The organism is Pseudonocardia sp. P1 (assembly GCF_000178675.2).
Lineage (GTDB): Bacteria > Actinomycetota > Actinomycetes > Mycobacteriales > Pseudonocardiaceae > Pseudonocardia.
In genome coordinates this window covers 3,959,945-3,974,934 of the sequence record NZ_ADUJ02000001.1, presented here as the reverse complement: position 1 = coordinate 3,974,934, position 14,990 = coordinate 3,959,945, and the positions used below count along the sequence as shown (strand labels likewise).

At 75.3% G+C, this 14,990-nt stretch carries 13 protein-coding genes; 9 read left to right on the top strand and 4 right to left on the bottom strand.

All coding sequences use genetic code 11. The features are described from left to right. Positions 1–146 precede the first annotated feature (146 nt). Entirely contained in the window at positions 147–836 is a 690-nt protein-coding gene (locus tag PP1_RS18280) for a response regulator transcription factor (RefSeq protein WP_060574579.1), read from the top strand. Between the two features lie 18 nt (positions 837–854). On the opposite strand, the gene PP1_RS18275 is transcribed toward PP1_RS18280, so the two are convergent. Then, positions 855–2,954 carry an ATP-binding protein gene (locus PP1_RS18275; RefSeq protein ID WP_139323989.1) on the bottom strand — a complete coding sequence of 700 codons (2,100 nt, stop codon included), beginning with the start codon at positions 2,952–2,954 and terminating at the stop codon, positions 855–857. Between the two features lie 95 nt (positions 2,955–3,049). On the opposite strand from PP1_RS18275, the gene PP1_RS18270 reads away from it, so the two are divergent. After that, positions 3,050–3,643 (top strand): SACE_7040 family transcriptional regulator, encoded by a 594-nt coding sequence (locus tag PP1_RS18270; RefSeq protein ID WP_060574577.1) that lies wholly within the window; start codon positions 3,050–3,052, stop codon positions 3,641–3,643. 15 nt (positions 3,644–3,658) lie between these two features. On the opposite strand, the gene PP1_RS18265 is transcribed toward PP1_RS18270, so the two are convergent. Further along, positions 3,659–5,587, bottom strand: coding sequence for a heavy metal translocating P-type ATPase (locus PP1_RS18265; protein WP_075314824.1), 1,929 nt, complete (start codon positions 5,585–5,587; stop codon positions 3,659–3,661). 100 nt (positions 5,588–5,687) lie between these two features. Between PP1_RS18265 and PP1_RS18260 the strand changes: the two genes are divergently transcribed. Both PP1_RS18260 and PP1_RS18255 read left to right on the top strand, forming a co-directional pair. Then, positions 5,688–6,005, top strand: a complete 318-nt coding sequence (locus PP1_RS18260) for an ArsR/SmtB family transcription factor (RefSeq protein WP_010223576.1) — start codon at positions 5,688–5,690, stop codon at positions 6,003–6,005. 77 nt (positions 6,006–6,082) lie between these two features. After that, the gene (locus PP1_RS18255) at positions 6,083–6,928 is read left to right on the top strand and encodes an alpha/beta fold hydrolase (protein WP_010223574.1); all 846 of its coding nucleotides are present in this window, start codon (positions 6,083–6,085) and stop codon (positions 6,926–6,928) included. Positions 6,929–6,954: 26 nt separating this feature from the next. Here the strand turns inward: PP1_RS18255 and PP1_RS18250 are convergent, their stop codons facing one another. Next, on the bottom strand, positions 6,955–8,880 hold the full coding sequence (locus tag PP1_RS18250) for a DICT sensory domain-containing protein (RefSeq protein WP_060574575.1): 1,926 nt from the start codon (positions 8,878–8,880) through the stop codon (positions 6,955–6,957). A 304-nt stretch (positions 8,881–9,184) separates the two neighbouring features. Then, positions 9,185–10,840 carry a putative PEP-binding protein gene (locus tag PP1_RS18245; protein WP_075314826.1) on the bottom strand — a complete coding sequence of 552 codons (1,656 nt, stop codon included), beginning with the start codon at positions 10,838–10,840 and terminating at the stop codon, positions 9,185–9,187. 97 nt (positions 10,841–10,937) lie between these two features. Between PP1_RS18245 and PP1_RS18240 the strand changes: the two genes are divergently transcribed. The 5 genes from PP1_RS18240 to PP1_RS18220 are packed head-to-tail and all read left to right on the top strand — an operon-like array spanning position 10,938 to position 14,933. Beyond that, positions 10,938–11,699: a DeoR/GlpR family DNA-binding transcription regulator gene (locus PP1_RS18240; RefSeq protein ID WP_010230841.1), complete on the top strand. Its 762-nt coding sequence runs from the start codon at positions 10,938–10,940 to the stop codon at positions 11,697–11,699. 14 nt (positions 11,700–11,713) lie between these two features. Further along, positions 11,714–12,661: a 1-phosphofructokinase gene (gene pfkB, locus PP1_RS18235; protein ID WP_010230845.1), complete on the top strand. Its 948-nt coding sequence runs from the start codon at positions 11,714–11,716 to the stop codon at positions 12,659–12,661. Beyond that, positions 12,658–13,107, top strand: coding sequence for a PTS sugar transporter subunit IIA (locus tag PP1_RS18230; RefSeq protein WP_010230848.1), 450 nt, complete (start codon positions 12,658–12,660; stop codon positions 13,105–13,107). Before pfkB ends, PP1_RS18230 begins: the two co-directional genes overlap by 4 nt. Continuing rightward, a complete protein-coding gene (locus PP1_RS18225; RefSeq protein WP_010230851.1) occupies positions 13,104–14,621 on the top strand; it encodes a PTS fructose transporter subunit IIC in 1,518 nt (505 codons plus the stop codon). The genes PP1_RS18230 and PP1_RS18225 overlap by 4 nt, the downstream gene beginning before the upstream one ends. Before the next feature lie 27 nt (positions 14,622–14,648). Beyond that, the gene (locus PP1_RS18220; protein ID WP_010230853.1) at positions 14,649–14,933 is read left to right on the top strand and encodes an HPr family phosphocarrier protein; all 285 of its coding nucleotides are present in this window, start codon (positions 14,649–14,651) and stop codon (positions 14,931–14,933) included. Positions 14,934–14,990: the final 57 nt, after the last annotated feature.

The following is a 14,990-nucleotide window of genomic DNA, read 5'->3' as shown; positions in this document are numbered from 1 at the left end:
GTCTCAGGCCCGTCACAGCGTCGGCGGAGCACACTCGTCGTACGACCGATGGGGAGGAGCGCCGATGAGGGTCGTCGGGCGTCCGGCACCGCTGTTCCTGCAGGCCACCGTCCGTCACGGGCGGGCGCGGACACTACGGTAGAAGCGTGCGCCTGCTACTGGTCGAGGACGAGAAACCGCTCGCCGAGCTCGTCCGGCGGGGCCTGGCCGCCGAGGGGCACGAGATCGAGCTCGCCCACGACGGCAACACCGGCCTGCAGTACGCGTTGTCCGGCCGGCACGACGTGATCGTCCTGGACATCATGCTCCCGGGCCTGTCCGGCTACCGGATCCTCCAGCACCTGCGCGACCGCGGCGTGTGGACGCCGGTGCTGATGCTGACCGCGAAGGACGGCGAGTACGACGAGGCCGACGCGTTCGACCTCGGCGCCGACGACTACCTGACCAAGCCCTTCTCGTTCGTCGTGCTGCTGGCCCGGCTGCGGGCACTGCTGCGGCGCGCCGGGGAGTCGGCACCGACCGTCCTGCGCGTCGGGGACCTGTCGCTGGACCCTGCGACCCACCGGGTGCACCGCGGCGACGTCGAGATCTCCCTGACCCCACGCGAGTTCGGGGTGCTGGAGCACCTGATGGCGCACCCGGGGCAGGTCGTGACCAAGACCGACATCCTGCGGTCGGTGTGGGACGCCCACTACGACGGCGAGGTCAACGTCGTCGAGGTCTACGTCGGCTACCTGCGCCGGAAGATCGACGCGCCGTTCGGGACGCACAGCATCGAGACCCTGCGCGGCGTGGGCTACCGGATGTCCGAGCCCGCCGCCGCACCCCCGGCCTGACCCCCGGGGGCCGCCGGATCAGCTCCGGCGGTCGTCCGGGCGGCGCGGGGCCGGGGCCCGCGACTCCCCGGACCGTGCCGCCTCGCCCTGGGCCGCCTCGGCGCGGGCGGCACCGGTCCGCGTCCCGCCGTTCCGGGTCGCCACGGCGGTGCCGCCGCGCGGGCCGGTGCCGGCTCGGACCACCGGGAGCGGACGGGTCTCGTTCTCGTCGGCGGGGCTGCCGACGGTGTCCGGACGGATCGGCAGCGGACCGGTCGGCGGGTCGTTCCGGCGCTGCGCCCGGCCGGCGTCCTGCTCCGGGCGGGGAGCCCCGGGCGACGGACGCGTGGCGCCGCCGCCGGCGGACGTCACCTCGGGGGTGACCCGGTTCCCCCCGGCCGGGGTGGCCGTCCGGTTCGCCTCCACACCGGCTGCACCGGCTGAACCTGTGGCACCGGCCGCACCGGCCAGGTCGACCGCACCGGACGCGCCGCCGGAGGGCGTCGGACCGGGCTTGGCGGGACCGGAGTGCGCCCCGGCCGGGATCTCCAGGATCCTGGGCAACGGGCCGGACGGGCGGTCGTCACGCAGGTCGGGGTCCGGGTCGGACGCCCCGGACGGCTCGGACTCGTCGTCCGGCTCGGGGACCGGAGCCGCGACGACCGCCGGGAGGGTCACCCGGAACCGGGCACCGCCCAGCTCCGGCGACTCCAGGGCCGCCACCGTGCCGCCGTGCGCGGCGACCAGCTCGGACACGATCGACAGGCCCAGGCCGGAGCCGCCGTCGCCGCGCGAACGGGCCTCGTCGAGGCGGACGAACCGCTCGAACACCCGGGCCCGGTCGGCCTCGGGGACACCGCAGCCGTCGTCCTCGACGTCGATCACCGCGGTGGCGCCGTCGGTCCCGACCGACACCGTCACCGTCGACGTGGCGTGCCGCTTGGCGTTGTCGACGAGGTTGCGCACCACCCGGACCAGCTGGCCGCGGTCGCCGACCACCCGGGCCGGCTCGGTCGTCACCCGGACGGCGACGGCCGTCGCCCCGGACGGCCGGACCCGCTCGGCGTCGGCGATCTCGTCGAGATCGACCTCCTCACGGCGGGGCGCGAGCCCGCGCTCGTCGGCCCTGGCCAGGAACAGCAGTCCCTCGACCAGGCCGGTCAGCCGGGCGGTCTCGCCGCGGAGCGTCTCGACGGTGGCCCGGTCCGCCGACTCCTCCGCCATCCCGGTGCCGAGCAGCTCCAGGCCGGTGGAGACCGTCGCGAGCGGGCTGCGCAGCTCGTGGCTGGCGTCGGCGACGAACCGCCGCTGGGTGGCCTGTGACGACTCGATCCGGCCGAGCATCTGGTTCATCGTGCGGGCGAGCCTGCCGACCTCGTCCCGCGACGCCGGCTCGGGCACCCGTTCGGACAGGTCCTTCTCACCCATCCCGGCGACCCGCGACCGCATCTCCTCCACCGGGCGGAGCGCGCGGCCTGCGAACAGGTAGGTGAAGAACCCGGCGACCAGCACCAGGACCGGGATCCCGCCGGCGGCCAGCAGCCCGACGGTCTCGACGGCCTGGTGCACCGGCTTGAGGTCCTGCGCGGCGTAGACGGTGATCGGTCGCCCCTGGGCACGCGCCCCGAGGCCGACGACCATCATGTTCTCGGTCGCCGTCTCGTCGTCCCCGACCTGGTCGGCGCCGTTGCGGTAGGTGATCGGGACATCGGCCTCGGACCGCGTCTCGCCCGGCGCCAGCAGCCACGGCACGATGGGGTCGGCCTCGTCGAGCGGATCGGACGAGCCGATGATCTGGACGTCCTTCTGGGCGCCGTTCGAGCCGACCATCCAGTCCGGGGCGTTGGTCTCGTCGCTGTAGGCGGTGGCGATCTGGACGATGTCGGTGCGCTTGCCGGTCGCGTCGATGGCGTTGCGCTTGGGATCGCTGCTGCCGGAGAAGTTCGCCTCGACCCGGGTGGCGAGCTGCTGGGCGGTCTGCTGGAGGGCGTCGCGGGTGTTGGCCTTCAGCGTCTGGTCGAGCACCAGGACCAGCGACACCCCGGCGACGACGAGCACGAGCGCGACCGCCGCCGCGGCGGCGAGCGCGGACGCCGCGCGCACGCCGGTGCGCTCGCGCAGCCGGCGCAGGGTGCTCATCACACCGACGAGGGTATCGCCGACGACCTGTGCGGATCCTGAGACGATCCGCACGGCGGTTAACAACCGTTAACCCGGAGCGGTACGCTCGTGCGATGGCCGCCCCGGAGTCCGCCGGCCCCAGCCGGCGCGAGCAGATCCTCGCCGAGGCGGCACGCCTCTTCGCCCGGCACGGCTTCCACGGCGTGAGCATCGCCGACCTGGGAGCGGCCGTCGGGGTCAGCGGGCCCGCCCTCTACCGGCACTTCCCGGGCAAGGAGGCGCTGCTCGCCGAGATGCTGATCGACATCAGCGAGCGGCTGCTGGAGGGCGGCCGCGCCCGGGTCCGGCACGACGATCCGCGGGCGGCGCTGGCGGACCTCGTGGACTTCCACGTCGAGTTCGCCACCCGCGAGCCGGAGCTGATCGTCGTGCAGGACCGGGACCTGGCGAACCTGCCCGACGAGGCACGCCGCACCGTCCGCCGGCTGCAGCGCACCTACGTCGAGCTCTGGGTGGACACCCTGCGCCGGGTCCACCCGGGCGTCCCGCCGTCCGAGGCGCGGACCGTCGCGCACGGCGTGTTTGGGCTGCTCAACTCGACGCCGTACGCGCCACGGGTGGACCAGCCGGCCCCCCGGGGCGCCGACGCCCGGGTCGCCGTCCTGCGCCGGATGGCGCTGGCCGCCCTGGACGCCGCACCCGCCTGACCGCCCGACCGCCCGTCAGACCCCGGCGCCGACCCGGTCCTCGACCGGCGCCGCGGCCGTCCGCCCGCGCCGGTCGTCGCGGCGCGCGCCGACCAGCAGCCGCAGCCCGTTCAGGCACACCAGCACCGTCGAGAGCTCGTGCCCGGCGACGCCGACGACCAGCGGCAGCGTGCCGACCAGGTCCCACCCGACCAGGACGACGATCACCGCGGCGGCGAACGCCAGGTTGGCGCGCGCGATCCGCCGGGCCCGGCGCGCGAGGGCGACCAGTGGGGCGAGCGAGCCGAGCGGGTCGCGGGTCAGCACGCCGTCGGCGGCCTCCAGCGAGAGCGCCCCGGCGCCGTCCGAGACGACCAGCCCGACGTCGGCGGACGCCAGCAGCGGCGCGTCGTTGATGCCGTCGCCGGCGGCCAGCACCCGGTGCCCGGCGTCCTGCCGCTCCCGCACGACGTCGACCTTGTCCGCGGGCAGCAGCCCGGCACGCACACCGGTCAGGCCGAGCCGGTCGGCGAGCACCCGGGCCGGGCGCAACGCGTCACCGGTGAGGACCTCGGGCTCCCCGCCGACCACGCGTCGCACGTCGGCGAGGGCCTCGGCCGCGCCCGGGCGGGGCTCGTCGGCGAGCCCGAGCACGCCCACCGGCGCCCCGCCCACCAGCACGACGACGGCGGTCCGCCCGGCCTCCTGCACCTCCGCGACCAGCGCGCCGGCCGGCCCGTCCGGGGCGTCGAGCAGCTCGGGCCTGCCGACGAGCACCTCGTGCCCGCCGACCGACGCCCGCACCCCCTCGCCGGGGACCGCCGCGAACCCCGTCGCGACGGGCAGGTCGAGGCCACGGTCGAGGGCGTGCCGGCGCACCGCGCGGCCGAGCACGTGCTCGCTGCCCACCTCGGCCGCCGCCGCCAGGGCGAGCACGTCGTCGGTGGAGCGGCCGCCGAGCGCGGTGGCCGCGACGACCTGCGGCCGGCCGGAGGTGAGGGTGCCGGTCTTGTCGAGCACGACGGAGTCGACGTCGGCGAGCGCCTCGAGCACGGTGACGTCCTTGACCAGTGTGCCGCGACGGCCGGCCACCGCGACGGCCGCGAGCAGCGGCGGCATCGTCGCCAGGACGATCGCGCACGGCGACGCGACGATCATGAACACGATCGCGCGGAGCAGGGTCTCCTCGAACGCGGCACCGAGCAGCAGTGGCACCGCGAGCAGCAGCACGGTCGCCACGACGACGATCACCGAGTACCGCTGCTCGACCTTCTCGATGAACAGCTGACGGTTCGCCTTCGTCCCGGCGGCGCGCTCGACCTGCGCCGCCACCCCCGCGACGACGGTGTCCGCGGCGTCGCGCAGCACCCGCACCCGCAGCACGCCGGTGCCGTTGACGGTGCCGGCGAGCACGTCGTCGCCGGCCTCACGGCGGACCGGCACCGGCTCGCCGGTGAGCGCCGCGGTGTCCACCTCGGACACGCCGTCGAGCACCCGGCCGTCGCCGGGGATCCGCTCGCCGGGCCGTACGACGACGGTCTGGCCGGCGACCAGCCCGGCCGCGGGGACCCGCCGCTCGGTCCCGTCCTCGACCAGCGTGGCGGTCTCCGGCGCGAGATCGAGCAACGAGTCGATATCGGCCCGGGTCCGCGCCGTCATCACCGCCTCGAGCGCACCGGACGTCGCGAAGATGACGATGAGCAGGCCGCCGTCGAACCACTGGCCGATCGAGGCCGCGGCGGCGGCCGCCACGACCATCAGCAGGTCGACGTCGAGCCGCTTCTCGGCCAGCGCCTTCACTCCCTCCACCGCGGGTTCCCAGCCGCCCAGGACGTAACAGGCCAGGTAGAGGGCCACCACCACGGACCAGGGTGCCCCCGCGAGCGACAGCCCGGTGGCGGCGAGGAAGGCCAGCAGGGCCGCCCCGGCCCAGCGGACCTCGGGCAGTGCGAGTGCGGTGCGCATGCGAACGACAGTACCTGCGTATGCATGAAGATAAGCAAGCAGACATCCAGCTAGTGAGACGACGGACCATCCGCGCAGCTCCGCAGGTATCCTCGGCGTCGTGCACGAGTCCATCCCCGGCTTCGCGATGCCGCCCGAGGACGACGTCCGCCGCGCCGCGGACGCGCTGCGCATGCTGTCCGACCCGACCCGGATCAAGATCCTCTGGGCGCTGCTGCAGGGCGAGACCTCGGTCGCCTGCCTCGCCGAGCTGGTCGGGGCCGCCCCCACCGCGGTGAGCCAGCACCTCGCCAAGCTGCGGCTGGCCGGGCTGGTCGAGAACCGGCGGGAGGGGACGTTCGTCTACTACACCGTCGAGGACCCGACGATCCGCGCCGTGCTGGAGCGCGTCCTGCAGCGCGAGCCCGCCGGGCACTAGGGGAATACACCCGCCCGCGTCCGGGTATCACCTTCCGAAGAGTTGCGCACGATCGATCTTCAGGAGGAGTCCGCTCCATGCCCCAGCTCAGCGTCGGCAACCAGAACGGCACCCCGGTCGAACTCCACTACACCGACCAGGGCTCCGGCGCCCCGGTCGTCCTGGTCCACGGCTGGCCGCTGTCCGGCCGGTCCTGGGAGAAGCAGGTCCCGGCACTGGTCGAGGCCGGTCACCGGGTCGTCACCTACGACCGCCGCGGCTTCGGTGGGTCCTCCCAGCCGTGGGACGGCTACGACTACGACACCTTCGCCGACGACCTGCACGCCCTGCTCGTCCACCTGGACCTGCGCGAGGCGACGCTGGTCGGCTTCTCGATGGGCGGCGGCGAGGTCGTCCGCTACATCGCGAGGCACGGCACCGACCGGGTCGCGAAGGCGGTGCTCGCCGCCGCCGTGCCGCCCTACCTGTACAAGTCCGACGACAACCCGGACGGCGGGCTCGACGACGCCACCATCGAGCAGTTCCAGGCCGGCGTGACCGGCGACCGGATCGCGTTCCTCGAGGAGTTCACGACGGGCTTCTTCGCGGCCGGGGACCGGACCGACCTGATCAGCGAGCCGAACCGGCTGTACCACCGGGCGATCGCCGAGTTCGCCTCGCCGAAGGGCACGCTGGACTGCATCACCGCGTTCGGCCGGACCGACCTGCGCGGCGACGTGCAGAAGGTGTCCGACGCGGGCGTACCCACCCTGGTGATCCACGGCGACTCGGACGCGATCGTTCCGTTCGAGGTCTCCGGCAAGCGGTCCCACGAGTCGATCAAGGGCGCGCAGCTCGCGCTGATCGAGGGCGGGCCGCACGGCCTCAACGCCACGCACGCCGAGGAGTTCAACCGGGCGCTGCTCGGCTTCCTCGCGGGCTGATCACCACCCGGCACGGTCGCCCCGGGTCACCACCCGGGGTGACCGGTGCCGTTGCGGCCGCCCGTGTCGGACAGGTCGGTGAACACGTCGTCGCGCGCCCGGTCGTCGCCGTTGCCGGTGGAGCCGGGCGCGAGACGCCGGAGCGCCTGCTGCGCGGCGTTCCGCGGGTCGTCGTCGGTCCTGCCGGCGCCGGATCCCGCGTCGAGGTAGGGCCGGGGGCGGGACACCGGCGGCGCCTGCTGCGGCTCCGGTGCGTGCGCGTGCGCCGGCGGGCCGACGGAGTCGTGACCGGTGCCGCCGGGCCGGCCCGCGGTGCCGACGCGGGTGGGCGGCCAGGAGCGGTACGGGGCGCCGCCGTCGTCGACCGGCGGGGCCCGGTGCGTCCCCTCGGCCGAGGCCCGGTGCTCCGGTGCGGACGGGCGCTCGTACGGGGTGGGACGGCCCGCCTCCGGGCGCCGGCCCGCGCCGGGGACGTCCCACGCGCCGATCCGGTCGTCCTGCACGCCGGAGCCCTCTCCCGTGGCCCCCGCGTCCGGGGATCCGGTCGTGGCGTCGTGCCCCCGCGCGGCGGCGCCCCCCGCGCGGTCCGGTCCGTCGCTCTCCTCCGTCGTGGCGACGGGGAGCTCCGACCGGCCCCCGGACTCCGCGAGGCCCGTCGCGGACTCCGCGAGGCCCGCCGCCGCGACCACGATGCGGTCGCCCGCGGGGGTCTCGCCGGCGTCGACGGGGCCGTGGCCCGCCGGGTCCTCCGGGAGGTGCCCCAGCGCGGCACGCAGGTCGTCGACCGGGAGCGGCCGCGTCCGGGTGCACATCAGCGCCACCCGGCCGTGCAGCGGAACACCCGGGTACCCGTGCGAGGCCAGCTCCAGCTGCTCACCGACCCGGTCGCACACCCCCGCCAGGTGCCGCTCCGACGCCCCGGGCAGGACCAGCGCGAACCGCCGCTCCGACAGCCGGACCGCGGTGTCGACCGGCCCGAGCGGCTGGGTCAGCGCGGCCGCGACCTGGTGCGCCGCGAAGTAGGAGGCCCGGTCGTCGTCGCGGACCCGGTCGCCGCTCAGCCCGGGCAGGTCGAACAGCGCGACCCCGACCGGGAGCGCCTCCGGCCCCGCGGTGTCCGTCCAGCGGTTCAGGACGTCGGCGGTCGGCAGCCCGCTGGCGGGATCCACGACGGCGGCGGTGCGGGCGGCCGCGGCCTGCTGCGCGTCGGCCAGCTGGGCACGGAGCTCGCGGGTACCCGCCCGGACCGACAGCAAGCGGTCGATCATGTGGTTCAGCGAGGTGGTCGCCCAGGCCTCGCCCGGCGTGCCGGACGAGGCGGCCGGGTCGCCGCCGGCCGGCATCGACCGGGCGAGGAGCTCGTCGATCGTGCGCCGGATCGTCGGGTCGAGCCGGTCGCCGAGGGCGAACCGCAGCCGGGCCAGCTCGCTGCCGGCCTGCGCGCGGGAGTAGCCCCACCGGCCGAGGAACACCCGGCCCGCCTCGGGACCGCTCTCCTGCGGGTCACGGGCGTGCTGGTCGGTCGCGACCAGGAATGCACCCGCCTCGGGACCCGCGGCGACGACCGTCCACTCGTCGGCCAGCGGCTCGTCCGGGTCGAGGGTGACGAGATGGATCCCCTCCGGCACGTCGTGCGCGCTGCCGTCGACGAACCCGACGACGACGTGGATGCCCGCCTCGGCCATCCGCGCGTAGACCTCGCGCTCGCGGTCGAAGAACGGCAGCCGCTGGAACAGCGCCACGACGACGGTCGGGTCGATCCGCGGCCCGGACATCACCGCACGCTCGATCGAGTGCGACAGGTGCACGAGCAGCCGCTTCGACGACGGCTCGGGCGTCGCGCCGGACGCGCGCTCCCACGCCTCCCGGCGCCCCTCGGACAGACCGTCGACGTAGGCCTGTTCGGCAGCCACCCGGACGGCGTACGCGAGCGGTCCCTCGGTGCCGGACATGGGCGGGCCCCCTGATCGTCTCCGTCGACGGACCCGAGCGGTGGATCACGCCGTGTGCCGACCCAACAACCGCGAGTGGCGTGCGGCAACCTGGGGACGCCCCGCTGGGGTGGACCCGCACCGGCCTGCGACCAGCGGCTCCACCCGTCGGCGGCCGGGCTTACGGCCGATCAGCGGCCACTCCCGCGCGACGAGCGGAGGCTCCGCCCCGGACAGCGCATCCCAAACCTGCTCCGATCGCTCCAGTGCGTCACAGAGAGCGATCCATGATGCCGAAGCATCACCCGTAAGGAGGTGTCGCCGTTCAGTCACCCAGCTCCGACACCGCACGCCGCGCCCCGATCGGGTCGGCCGCCGCGCATGCGGCGCGGGCCCGGTCCCGGCACTGCTCCAGATCCACCGAGCCGAGCGCCGCACCGACGGCGGCCAGCGCGCCGGATCCCATCGACAGGCTCGCCACCCCCAGCCCGACGAGCACCGGCGCGAGCGCCGCGTCGGCCGCGGCCTCGCCACAGACGCCGACCGGCGTGCCGGTGCGGGCCGAGGCCTCGCCGAGCAGGCCGATCAGGCGGAGCAGCGCGGGCTGCCACGGGTCGTTGAGTGCCGCGACCGGCCCGGACTGGCGATCCGCCGCGAACAGGTACTGGGCCAGGTCGTTGGTGCCGACCGAGACGAAGTCGACCTCGGCCATGATCTCGTCGGCGGTCAGCACCGCAGCCGGGATCTCGATCATGACGCCGGCCTGCGCGATGCCGTGCGCGCGACAGCGCTCGACGAACCAGCGGGCCTCCTCGGCGGTGGCCACCATCGGCGCCATCACCTTCAGCTCGGCACCCGTCTCCTTCGCCGCCGCGGCGAGTGCCGCGAGCTGGCGGTCGAGGACGCCGTCGCCGTTGCCCGGGACCCGGGCGATCCGCAGGCCACGGACGCCGAGCGCGGGGTTGGGCTCGCCGTCGAGCGACAGGAACGGCAACGGCTTGTCGGCACCGGCGTCGAGGGTCCGGGCGGTGACCGGCCTCCCGGCGAACGCGGAGAGCACCGCGGCGTAGACCTCCCGCTGCCGCGCCTCGGCAGGCTCCTCGGCCGCCGCGAGGAAGGCGAGCTCGGTGCGGAACAGGCCGACGCCCTCGGCGCCGTCGGCGGCACCCTTCGCCGCGCCCGGGCCGTCACCGACGTTCGCCAGCAGCGGGACGACGTGACCGTCGGCCGTGCGGCCCGTCCCGTCCCAGTCGGCCTCGACCGAGGCGACGGAGGCGAAGGCGGTCGCCTCGTCGAGGGTCGCGACCTCGGCGACCTCACCGGTGCCGCCGTCGACGGTCACGGCGGTGCCCTCGGCCAGCGCCCGCGCACCCGCGCACCCGACGACGGCGGGGATCCCCAGGGAGCGGGCGAGGATCGCGGTGTGGCTGGTCGGTCCGCCCTGCTCGGTGACGAGGGCCAGCGCGACACCGGGCCGCAGGCCCGCCGTGTCGGCCGGGGCGAGGTCGCCGGCGACGAGCACGGCGGGTGCGTCGAGGTCGGCGACGCCCGGGGCGGGCAGGCCCAGCAGCTCGGCCACGATCCGGTCCCGGACGTCGTGGATGTCGCGGGCGCGCTCGGCCATGTAGCCGCCCATCGACGACAGCAGCTCGGCGAACTGCCCGGCCGCCTCCCACACCGCACGCGCGGCCGGGCGGCCCTCGCCGGTGACCAGGTTCTGCGCGTTCTCCAGCAGGGCGGGGTCGCCGACCATCGTCACGGTCGCCTCCAGCACCTCCCGCGCGTCCCCGGAGACGGTGGCGGCGCGCGCGGTGAGGCGTTCCGACACCAGCTCGACGGCGGGCGCGATCCGCGCCGCCTCGGCGGCGGGGTCCGCGGGTGCGGGTCCCGCGGCCGGCTCGCCCGGCGGCTCGGCGACCCGGACGACGCGGCCGCCGGCCCGGCCCGGGCTCGCGGGGATTCCGTTCAACGTGCTCGGCATGGGGGCTCCCTGGGTTACTCCGACGTGACCCGTTGACAAACACAGTAAAACCCACATACTCAGACACAAGCAAGCACCGAAGCGGGAGCGAACAAAGATGTACGCAGCGGAGCGTCAGCAGTGGCTGCTCGACCGGACCCGGGACCGGGGCCGGGTCGACGTGGCCGCCGTCGCCGAGGAGCTCGATGTCACCCCCGAGACGATCCGCCGCGACCTCGGTGGGCTGGAGCGGCAGGGCCTGGTGCGCCGGGTGCACGGCGGCGCCATCCCGTCCGACCTGCTGAACTTCGAGCCGGGCGTCGGCCAGCGCGACAGCCAGTACGGCGCGGAGAAGGAGCGGATCGCGAAGGCCGCGGTCGCCGAGCTCGGCACCGCCGCGACGATCCTGCTCGACGCCGGCACCACCACCTCCCGCCTGGCCGGGGCGCTGCCGCGGGAGCGGGACCTCACCGTCGTCACCAATTCGCTCCCGATCGCGTCGTCGCTCGCCGGACGCCCGAACGTGCACCTGAGGCTGCTCGGCGGCCGGGTCCGCGGGACCACCCTCGCGACCGTCGACGACTGGGCGAACAGCGTGCTCGCCGATCTCGTCGTCGACGTCGCGTTCCTCGGCACCAACGGCTTCTCCCCCACCCGGGGCCTCACCACCCCGGACCCGGACGAGGGCGCGACCAAGCGGGCGATGCTCCGCGCCGCCCGCCGGTCGGTCGTCCTGGCCGACGCGAGCAAGTTCGGCGCCGACCAGTTCGTCCGCTTCGGGACGCCCGCCGAGATCGACACCCTGATCACCGACACCGGCCTCGACCCGGCGGACGCCGCCGCGCTGGAGGCCGCCGGACCGAAGGTGGTGCGCGCATGACGGGAACACCCCCGATGTTCGTCACGGTCACGCCGAACCCGAGCCTGGACCGCACGGTGGAGCTGCCGCACCTGGTCCGCGGGGCGGTGCACCGCGCCACGTCCGTCCGGGTCGATCCGGGCGGGAAGGGCGTCAACGTCGCCCGCGCGCTCGCCGCGGCCGGGCACCGGGTGGTGGCGCTGATGCCGTCCGGCGCCGCGCCGGGCGAGCGGCTCGCCGCCCTCCTGGAGCCCACCGACGTCACCACCGTCGCGGTGCCCGTCGGCGAGGCCACCCGGGTCAACATCACCCTGGTCGAGCCGGACGGCGTCACCACCAAGATCAATGAGGCGGGCCCGCGGCTGACCCCGGACGAGGCCGAGGCACTCCTCGACCGGGCACAGACCCTCGGCGCGGGCGCCACGTGGCTGGTCGGCTGCGGGTCGCTGCCCCGCGGGGTCGGCGACGACGCGTACGCCGAGCTGGTGCGGCGCTGCCGCCGGCCCGGCCTTCGGATCGCCGTCGACACCTCGGGTGCCCCGCTGCACCACGCGGTGGCGGCCGGGCCCGATCTCGTGAAGCCCAACCACGCCGAGCTGGCCGAGCTCGTCGGGCGCCCGCTGGGCAGCCTCGGCGACGTGCTGGTGGCGGCCCGCGAGCTGCGTGCCCGCGGGATCGGCGCGGTCCTGGTCAGCCTGGGTGCCGGAGGCGCCCTGCTGGTCGACCGGTCCGGCGAGTACCACGCCCGGACCCCTCCGATCGCCGTGCGCAGCACGGTCGGCGCCGGCGACTCCACCCTGGCCGGGTTCCTGGCCGCGGGCGGGGAGGGTCCGGACGCCCTGCGACAGGCCGTCGCCCACGGCGCCGCCGCCTGCCGCCTGCCCGGATCCGTCACGCCGGGCCCGGCCGACATCCGTATCGACGACGTCGAACTGGCACCCACGCCGGACGTCACCCTCGCCCTCACCGGAGATGCCGCATGACCGCACTGATCACCGCTGATCTGGTCGACCTCGACGTGCCGTCGGCCGACCGCACCACCACCGTCACCGCGCTCGCGCAGCGCCTCGTCGACGCCGGACGGGTCACCGACCTGGACCGGTTCCTCGCCGACATCGAGGCCCGCGAGGCCCAGATGCCGACCGGCCTGGAGGGCGGGATCGGCATCCCGCACTGCCGCTCGTCGGCCGTCACCGAGCCCAGCCTGGCGTTCGGCCGCAGCAGCAGCGGCGTCGACTTCGGCGCCGAGGACGGCCCGGCCACCCTGATCTTCATGATCGCCGCCCCGGAGGGCGGGAACACCGACCACATGACGGTGCTGGCCGCGCTGGCCCGCCGCCTCGTCCGGGCCTCGTTCAAGAACGAGCTGCTCGGTGCCACCGACGACGCCGCCGTCGCGGCCTTCATCCAGCAGGAGGTGGGAGCGTGAAGCTCCTCGCCGTGACCGCGTGCCCGACCGGCATCGCGCACACCTACATGGCCGCCGAGGCCCTCGAGGTCGCCGCCGAGGAGGCCGGCCACGAGATCGTCGTCGAGACCCAGGGATCGGCCGGGTCCACCCCCTTCACCGCGGAGCAGCTCGCCGAGGCCGAGGCGATCATCCTGGCCGCCGACGTCGAGGTCCGGGACAAGGAGCGCTTCGCGCACCTGCCGACGGTGACCAGCCCGGTCAAGAAGGCCATCGGCGGCGCGCCGGGACTGATCGAGCAGGCCGTCGCGAAGGCGGGCGAGCAGCCGGCCGGTGCGCCGGTCGCGTCGGCCCCCGCCCCCGCCGCAGGCGGCGGGGAGATGGAGACCAAGCACTTCGGTTCGGGGTTCGGTTCGAAGCTGCGCGGCTGGCTGATGACGGGTGTCTCCTACGTCATCCCGTTCGTCGCCGCGGGCGGCCTGCTGATCGCGCTGGGCTTCGCCCTCGGCGGCTACCAGATCACCGACTACCCGGACATCGTCTCCATCGACGACAGCAACGTCGCCTCGATCAACTTCGACGCGGGGTCGCTGGCCGCGTGGGCCGCGCTGTCGTTCCAGATCGGCTCGCTGGCCTTCGGGTTCCTGGTGCCGGTGCTCGCGGGCTTCATCGCCTACGCCATCGCCGACCGGCCCGCACTGGTGCCCGGCTTCGTCGGCGGCATGATCGCCGTCAACACCCAGGCCGGGTTCCTCGGCGGCCTGGTCGCCGGCCTGCTCGCCGGTGCGGTGATCTACGGCCTGAAGCTCTGGCAGCCACCCCGCGCGCTCGCCGGGATCATGCCGGTGCTGGTGCTGCCGCTGATCGGCACGGCCGTGGTCGGCGCGATCATGTTCCTGGTCGTCGGCCAGCCGCTCGCGGCCGCCACGACCGGCCTGACCGGCTGGCTCAACGGGCTGTCCGGCACGAACGCGGTGCTGCTCGGCGCCCTGCTCGGCCTGATGATGGCCTTCGACATGGGCGGCCCGGTGAACAAGGCCGCGTACGCCTTCGCCGTCGCCGGGCTCTCGACCGGCTCCGAGACCGCGCTGCTGATCATGGCAGCCGTGATGGCGGCCGGCATGACGCCGCCGCTGGCGCTGGCGCTGGCCAGCACCGTCCGGAAGAACCTGTTCACCCGGGCCGAGCAGGAGAACGGCCGCGCGGCCTGGCTGCTCGGCGCCTCCTTCATCACCGAGGGCGCGATCCCGTTCGCCGCGGGCGACCCGCTGCGGGTCATCCCGTCGCTGATGGCGGGCTCCGCGGTCACCGGCGCGCTGTCGATGGCCTTCGGGTCGACGCTGCGTGCCCCGCACGGCGGCATCTTCGTGGTCCCGCTGATCGGCAACCCGTTCGCGTACCTGCTGGCGATCGTCGCCGGGACGCTGGTCTCCGCCGCACTCGTCGTGGCGCTGAAGTCGGCCCGGCGCACCCCGGCCGAGCCCGCCCCGGCAGCCGTCGCCGACACCCCGTCCGCCGCCCCGGTCGCAGGCTGACCCACCACCACCGAGAGGAGCACCGACATGGCCGAGCGCCGCGTGAAGGTCGGTTCGTCCGTGGGGCTGCACGCCCGCCCCGCCAACCTGTTCTGCACCGCCGCCAAGCAGCAGCCCGCGAAGGTCACCATCGCGACCGCGGACGGCACCCGCGGGCCGGTGGACGCCGCGTCCATCCTGTCCGTGATGGGCCTCGGGGTGCAGTCCGGTGAGGAGGTCGTCCTCACCGCCGCCGACGACGCCGACGGCGAGGCCGCCGTCGCCGCCCTGGCGGAGCTGCTGGAGCAGGACATGGACGCCGCCCCCGCCTGACCCGCCGCACCCACGGGAACGCCCCGCCGCACCTCGTGCGGCGGGGCGTTCGCCTCG